3 protein-coding genes are annotated in these 4759 nt (G+C 73.0%); all 3 read left to right on the top strand.

Annotation, left to right across the window (positions count from 1 at the left end; all coding sequences use genetic code 11):
* The coding region (locus AC1D12_RS25130) for a DUF4132 domain-containing protein (RefSeq protein WP_477843602.1) at positions 1-1226 on the top strand (1226 nt) is incomplete at its 5' end.
* A complete protein-coding gene (locus tag AC1D12_RS25125; protein ID WP_465110861.1) occupies positions 1223-2314 on the top strand; it encodes an ATP-binding protein in 1092 nt (363 codons plus the stop codon). The genes AC1D12_RS25130 and AC1D12_RS25125, both read left to right, overlap by 4 nt.
* Positions 2314-4668, top strand: a complete 2355-nt coding sequence (locus AC1D12_RS25120; protein ID WP_477843599.1) for a DUF5682 family protein — start codon at positions 2314-2316, stop codon at positions 4666-4668. Before AC1D12_RS25125 ends, AC1D12_RS25120 begins: the two co-directional genes overlap by 1 nt.
* The last annotated feature ends 91 nt before the right edge of the window (positions 4669-4759 follow it).

The raw sequence follows: 4759 nt of genomic DNA, 5'->3' as shown, positions 1-4759 counted from the left end.
GCAAGGACGGCTGGGCCTTCCGCACGCTGGGCCTGCTGGGCAACGACGAGACGGCCCGCCGCCTGATCCCGCGCATCAACGACTGGGCGAGCGCGCCAGGCACCCGCGGCCGCGCCGAATCCGCGCTCGACCTGCTGGCCGCCATCGGCACCGACGTGGCATTGATGCTGCTGAACACGCAGGCCACCAAGGGCCGGCACAAGCGCGTGCAGTTGCGCGCCGCCGGGATGATCGCGACGGTGGCCGATGCGCGCGGGCTCACGCTCGATGAACTCGGCGACCGGCTGGCGCCGACGCTCGGCCTCGACGAACCCGATGCGGCGATCTTCGATTTCGGCTCGCGCAAGTTCTCCCTCAGCTTCGACGAAAGCCTGAAGCCCGTCGTGCGCGACGCACGCAGCCTGCGACTGAAAGACCTGCCCAAGCCGCTGAAGGGCGACGACGCCACGCTCGCCGGCCCGGCGGCCGAGCGTTTCAAGCAGTTGAAGAAGGACGTGCGCGCCATCGCCAGCCTGGAGATCACGCGRCTGGAGCGCGCGATGCGCAACGCCCGTCGCTGGCCGCTGCCCGAGTTCCGGCGCTTCTTCCTCGCCCATCCGCTGATGCGCCACCTGGCGACGCGCCTGGCCTGGGCCACCTACGACGGCGGCACGCTGCGCCAGCCTTTCCGCGTGGCCGAGGACTGGACGCTCGCGGATGCGGCGGACGAACAGCTCGCGCTGCCCGAGGCCGCGCAGATCGGCATCCTGCACGTGCTCGAACTCGACGCGTCGGTGAAGGCGCAGCTCGGCCAGCTGTTCGGCGACTACGAGATCCTGCAGCCGTTCAAGCAGCTGCAGCGCGAGACCTACGCGCTGACGCCGCATGAGAAGCAGCAGCGCACGGTCAAGCGCTTCGAGAACCGCGATGTCGCGACCGGCGCCGTGATCGGCCTCGACCAGAAGGGCTGGGAGCGCGGCGGCGCGGAAGACGGCGGCATGGTCCGCGAGTACGCGCGCGACGCGCCCGGCGGCCTGCGCATCACGCTGCGCTTCAGCCCCGGCATCTTCGTCGCCGGCGGCGTGCTGGAGGCGCGCCAGTCGCTCGAGTGGCTCACGCTCGCGCGCCGCTCGGCCGAAGGCACCGTCGAAGCGCTATCGTTCGACGCACTCGACCCGGTGTCCGCCAGCGAGATGCTGCGCGACATCGACCTGCTGAACCCTGCCCTTTCACAGCCTCAGCCATGACCGACCGCACCACCGCCATCCGCAGCCAGCGCCCGCCCGCCGAGCTGCTCTACGCCGACGAGCTGGCCCAGCTCGCGAAGCACGACAGCGGCCCGGTGCCGCCAGGCTGGCGCCTGTCGATGAAGGCGGTGATGCGCTTCATCGGCGGCGCGCCGGGAATCCGCCGCAAGATCGTCTGCGCGCCCAGCCTGCTCGAGCGCGCGATGGTCACGCTGGCGTCGAACCGTGCGCTGCTGCTGGTCGGCGAGCCGGGCACCGCGAAGAGCCTGCTGTCGGAGCTGCTCGCGGCGGCCATCAGCGGCACCAGCACGCTGACCATCCAGGGCAGCGCCGCCACCACCGAGGACCAGATCAAGTACGGCTGGAACTACGCGCTGCTGCTCAACGACGGCCCGAGCCCGCGCGCGCTGGTGCCGTCGCCGCTGTACCGCGCGCTGCGCGACGGCCGCATCGTGCGCTTCGAGGAGATCACCCGCTGCCCGCCCGAGGTGCAGGACGGCCTGCTGTCGATCCTCTCCGAGCGGTTGCTGATGGTGCCGGAGCTCGCCGACGACAACGCGGTGTTCGCCGCGCAGGGCTTCAACCTGATCGCCACCGCCAACACCCGCGACCGCGGCGTCAACGAGATGTCGGCCGCGCTGAAGCGGCGCTTCGCGTTCGAGACGGTGTTCCCGATCGCCGACTACGACGAAGAGCTCGCGCTGGTGCGCGCCGAGCTGGCGCGGCTGCTGGCGCAGGACCAGATCGCGGTGCAGCCGTCCGACGACGTGCTGGAGGTGCTGGTCACCACGTTCCGCGAATTGCGCACCGGGCTCGACAAGGACGGCAATGCCGGCGAGCGGCTGTCGACCGTCGTCAGCACCGCCGAGGCGGTCAGCGTCGCGCATGCGGTCGCGCTGCGCGGCCACTACCTGCGCGGCGATGCCGGCCAGCCGGCCGACATCGTCGAGGCGCTGGCCGGCGCCGCCGCGAAGGACAACGCCGACGACCTGAAGAAGATCCGCCGCTACATCGAGCAGCGCGCCAGCCGCCGCAAGGGCGAGCACTGGCAGGCCTTCCACGCGGCGCGGCACCTGCTGCCGGAATGATGCCGACCGGCCCCGTCCGCGTGGTCGGCGTGCGCCACCACAGCCCCGCCTGCGCGCGGCTGGTGGCGCAGGTCATCGCGCAGGAGCGGCCGCAGGCCGTGCTGATCGAAGGCCCGAGCGATTTCAACCCGCGCCTCGGCGAGCTGCTGCTCGACCATGAACTGCCGCTCGCGCTGTACAGCTATGCCAACGAAGACGGGCAGGCGGCGCAGTGCTGGTTCCCGCTGCTCGACCATTCGCCGGAGTGGGTGGCGCTGCGCGAAGGCCGGGCAGTGGGCGCGGCGCTGCGCTTCATGGACCTGCCGCACTGGCGCTACCGCGCGCTGCCCGATGCGCAGCGCCGCACCGCCGGGCGGCGCAATGCCCGCTCGCGCTACGCGCAGGTGGTCGACCACCTGTGCCGCCGCTTCGGCTGTGACAGTGACGACGCGCTGTGGGATCACCTGTTCGAATCGCAGCCCGCCGACGCGTCGCCGGACGAGCTGTCGCGCAAGCTCGACCTGTACTTCGCCGAGCTGCGCGGCGACGAGGCCGGCACCCCGCAGGACCAGGCGCGCGAGGCCCACATGGCGCAGTGGATCGCGTGGGCGGCCGCCAACTTCGAGCGCGTGCTGGTGGTGTGCGGCGGCTGGCACAAGCCGGCGCTGGAGCGGACCCTTCGACAGGCTCAGGGCGAACGGGGGGGCGAGCCCGAGGTGCCGCAACCCGCCGATGACCGCGCCGCCGGCTGCTACCTGGTGCCGTTCGAGTTCCGCCAGGTCGATGCGCTCGGCGGCTATGCCGCGGGGCTGCCGTCGCCGATGTACTACCAGTGGGTGTGGCAGCACGGGCTGCGGCCGGCCGGCGACCGCGCGGTCGCGACGATGGTGGCGCGGCTGCGCCGTGCGCAGGTGCCGCTGTCGACCGCCGACCTGCTGGCCTTCGAGCGCAGCGCCGCCGCGCTGGCCGCGTTGCGCGGGCACGCGGTGCCGCTGCGCGTCGACCTGCTCGATGCACTGCAATCGGCCGTCGTCAAGGAGGCGCTGGAGGTACCGGCCCCGTGGAGCAACGACCGCCGCCTCGGCGCGCACCACCACCCGGTGCTGCGCGAGGCCCTGCTCGCGCTGACCGGCGACGGTGCCGGCCGCCTGCATGGCGACACGCCGCTGCCGCCCTTGCTGCACGACGTGCGGCAACGGCTGGCCGCGCTCAACCTGCAGATCGAACGCACCGCCCACCAGCTCGTGCTCGACCGCCGCCGCGCCGAGGACACCCCGCGCGCGCACCTGCTGTGGCAACTGCGCTGCCTGCAGGTCAGCGGCGTGCAGCTGGTCGAGACGAAGGCACCGCGTGCCGCGCGCGGCCTGGCCCGCGAGCTGGCCTTCGAGGAGCACTGGCGGCTGCAGCAGACCGAGCGCTGGTACCCCGACCTGATCGAGGCCGCGATGCATGGCGCGACGCTCGAGGCCGCGGCACGCCAGGCACTGCTGCGCCAGGTGGCCGATGCGCAGGGAGACGCCACGGTGCTGGCGCAGTGCCTGATGCAGGCGATCCGCGCCGGCCTGCTCGACATGGGCCACGAGCTCGCGCAGCAATTGCGCGAAGGGATCGGCAGCAGCCACGACCACGGCGCGCTCGCGCGTGCCGCGCAGTCGCTGGCCGCGATCGTCGAGGCCGGCTTCTGGGGCGACGACCCGCGCGCGCTGCTCGAAGACACGCTGGCGCTGATGGCCGGCCAGCTGCTGTGGCTGCTCGAAGGCCGCGACGGCGCCGGCAGCCCGCAGCTGCTGGAGGCCGACGTGCACGCGGCTGCCGTGTTCGACACGCTGCTGCGGCTGCACCTGCCCGCGCTCGACGGCGGCTTCGTGCGGCAGACGATGGCCCGCCTCGCGCGCAGCCCCTCGAAGCCGCCGGCACTGCGCGGCGCGGCGCTCGGTGTCGCGTTCCAGCACGACGCGCTGGTGGATGACGCCAGGGCCGACGGCGCGCAGGCCGCGCGCGACGAGGTGATCGCGATCACACGTGCGATGCCGCCGCGCGACGCGCTCGGCGATTTCCTCTACGGCCTGTTCTCGTGCGCGCGGGCGCTGGCGAGCGAGAGCGACGGCATCGTGCGCGCCATCCATGCGGCGCTCGACGGCATGGGCGTCGAGGATTTCCTGGTCGCGCTGCCGGCGCTGCGCTCGGCGCTCGGCTGGTTTCCGCCGCGCGAGCGCGGCGCGCTGGCGGCCCACGTCGCGCGGCTGCTCGGCCTCGACGCCGGCCAGCGGCAGCGCCTGCTGAGGCTGCACGACGGCACCGAGGCACTGCTCGATGCGCGCCGCGTCGAGGCGCAGGCGATGGCCTGGGCGAACCAGATCGGGCTGCTGACATGAGGCGGGCCGAGCGCCGGGCCGCTCCCAAGCCGGCCCGCATCCCCTCGGGGGATCGATCGATGTACTCATCGAGCGAGGGGTTGTCATGACG

It is taken from the genome of Rhizobacter sp. P1_G5, assembly GCF_056405435.1.
Note: the sequence above shows the minus strand (reverse complement) of the source record. Positions and strands in the feature narration are given on the sequence as shown.

Bases quoted from the DNA above. Each gene is read 5' to 3' on its own strand.
- AC1D12_RS25125 (WP_465110861.1), top strand. From the start codon at position 1,223: ATGACCGACCGCACCACCGCCATCCGCAGCCAGCGCCCGCCCGCCGAG.
- AC1D12_RS25120 (WP_477843599.1), top strand. From the start codon at position 2,314: ATGCCGACCGGCCCCGTCCGCGTGGTCGGCGTGCGCCACCACAGCCCC.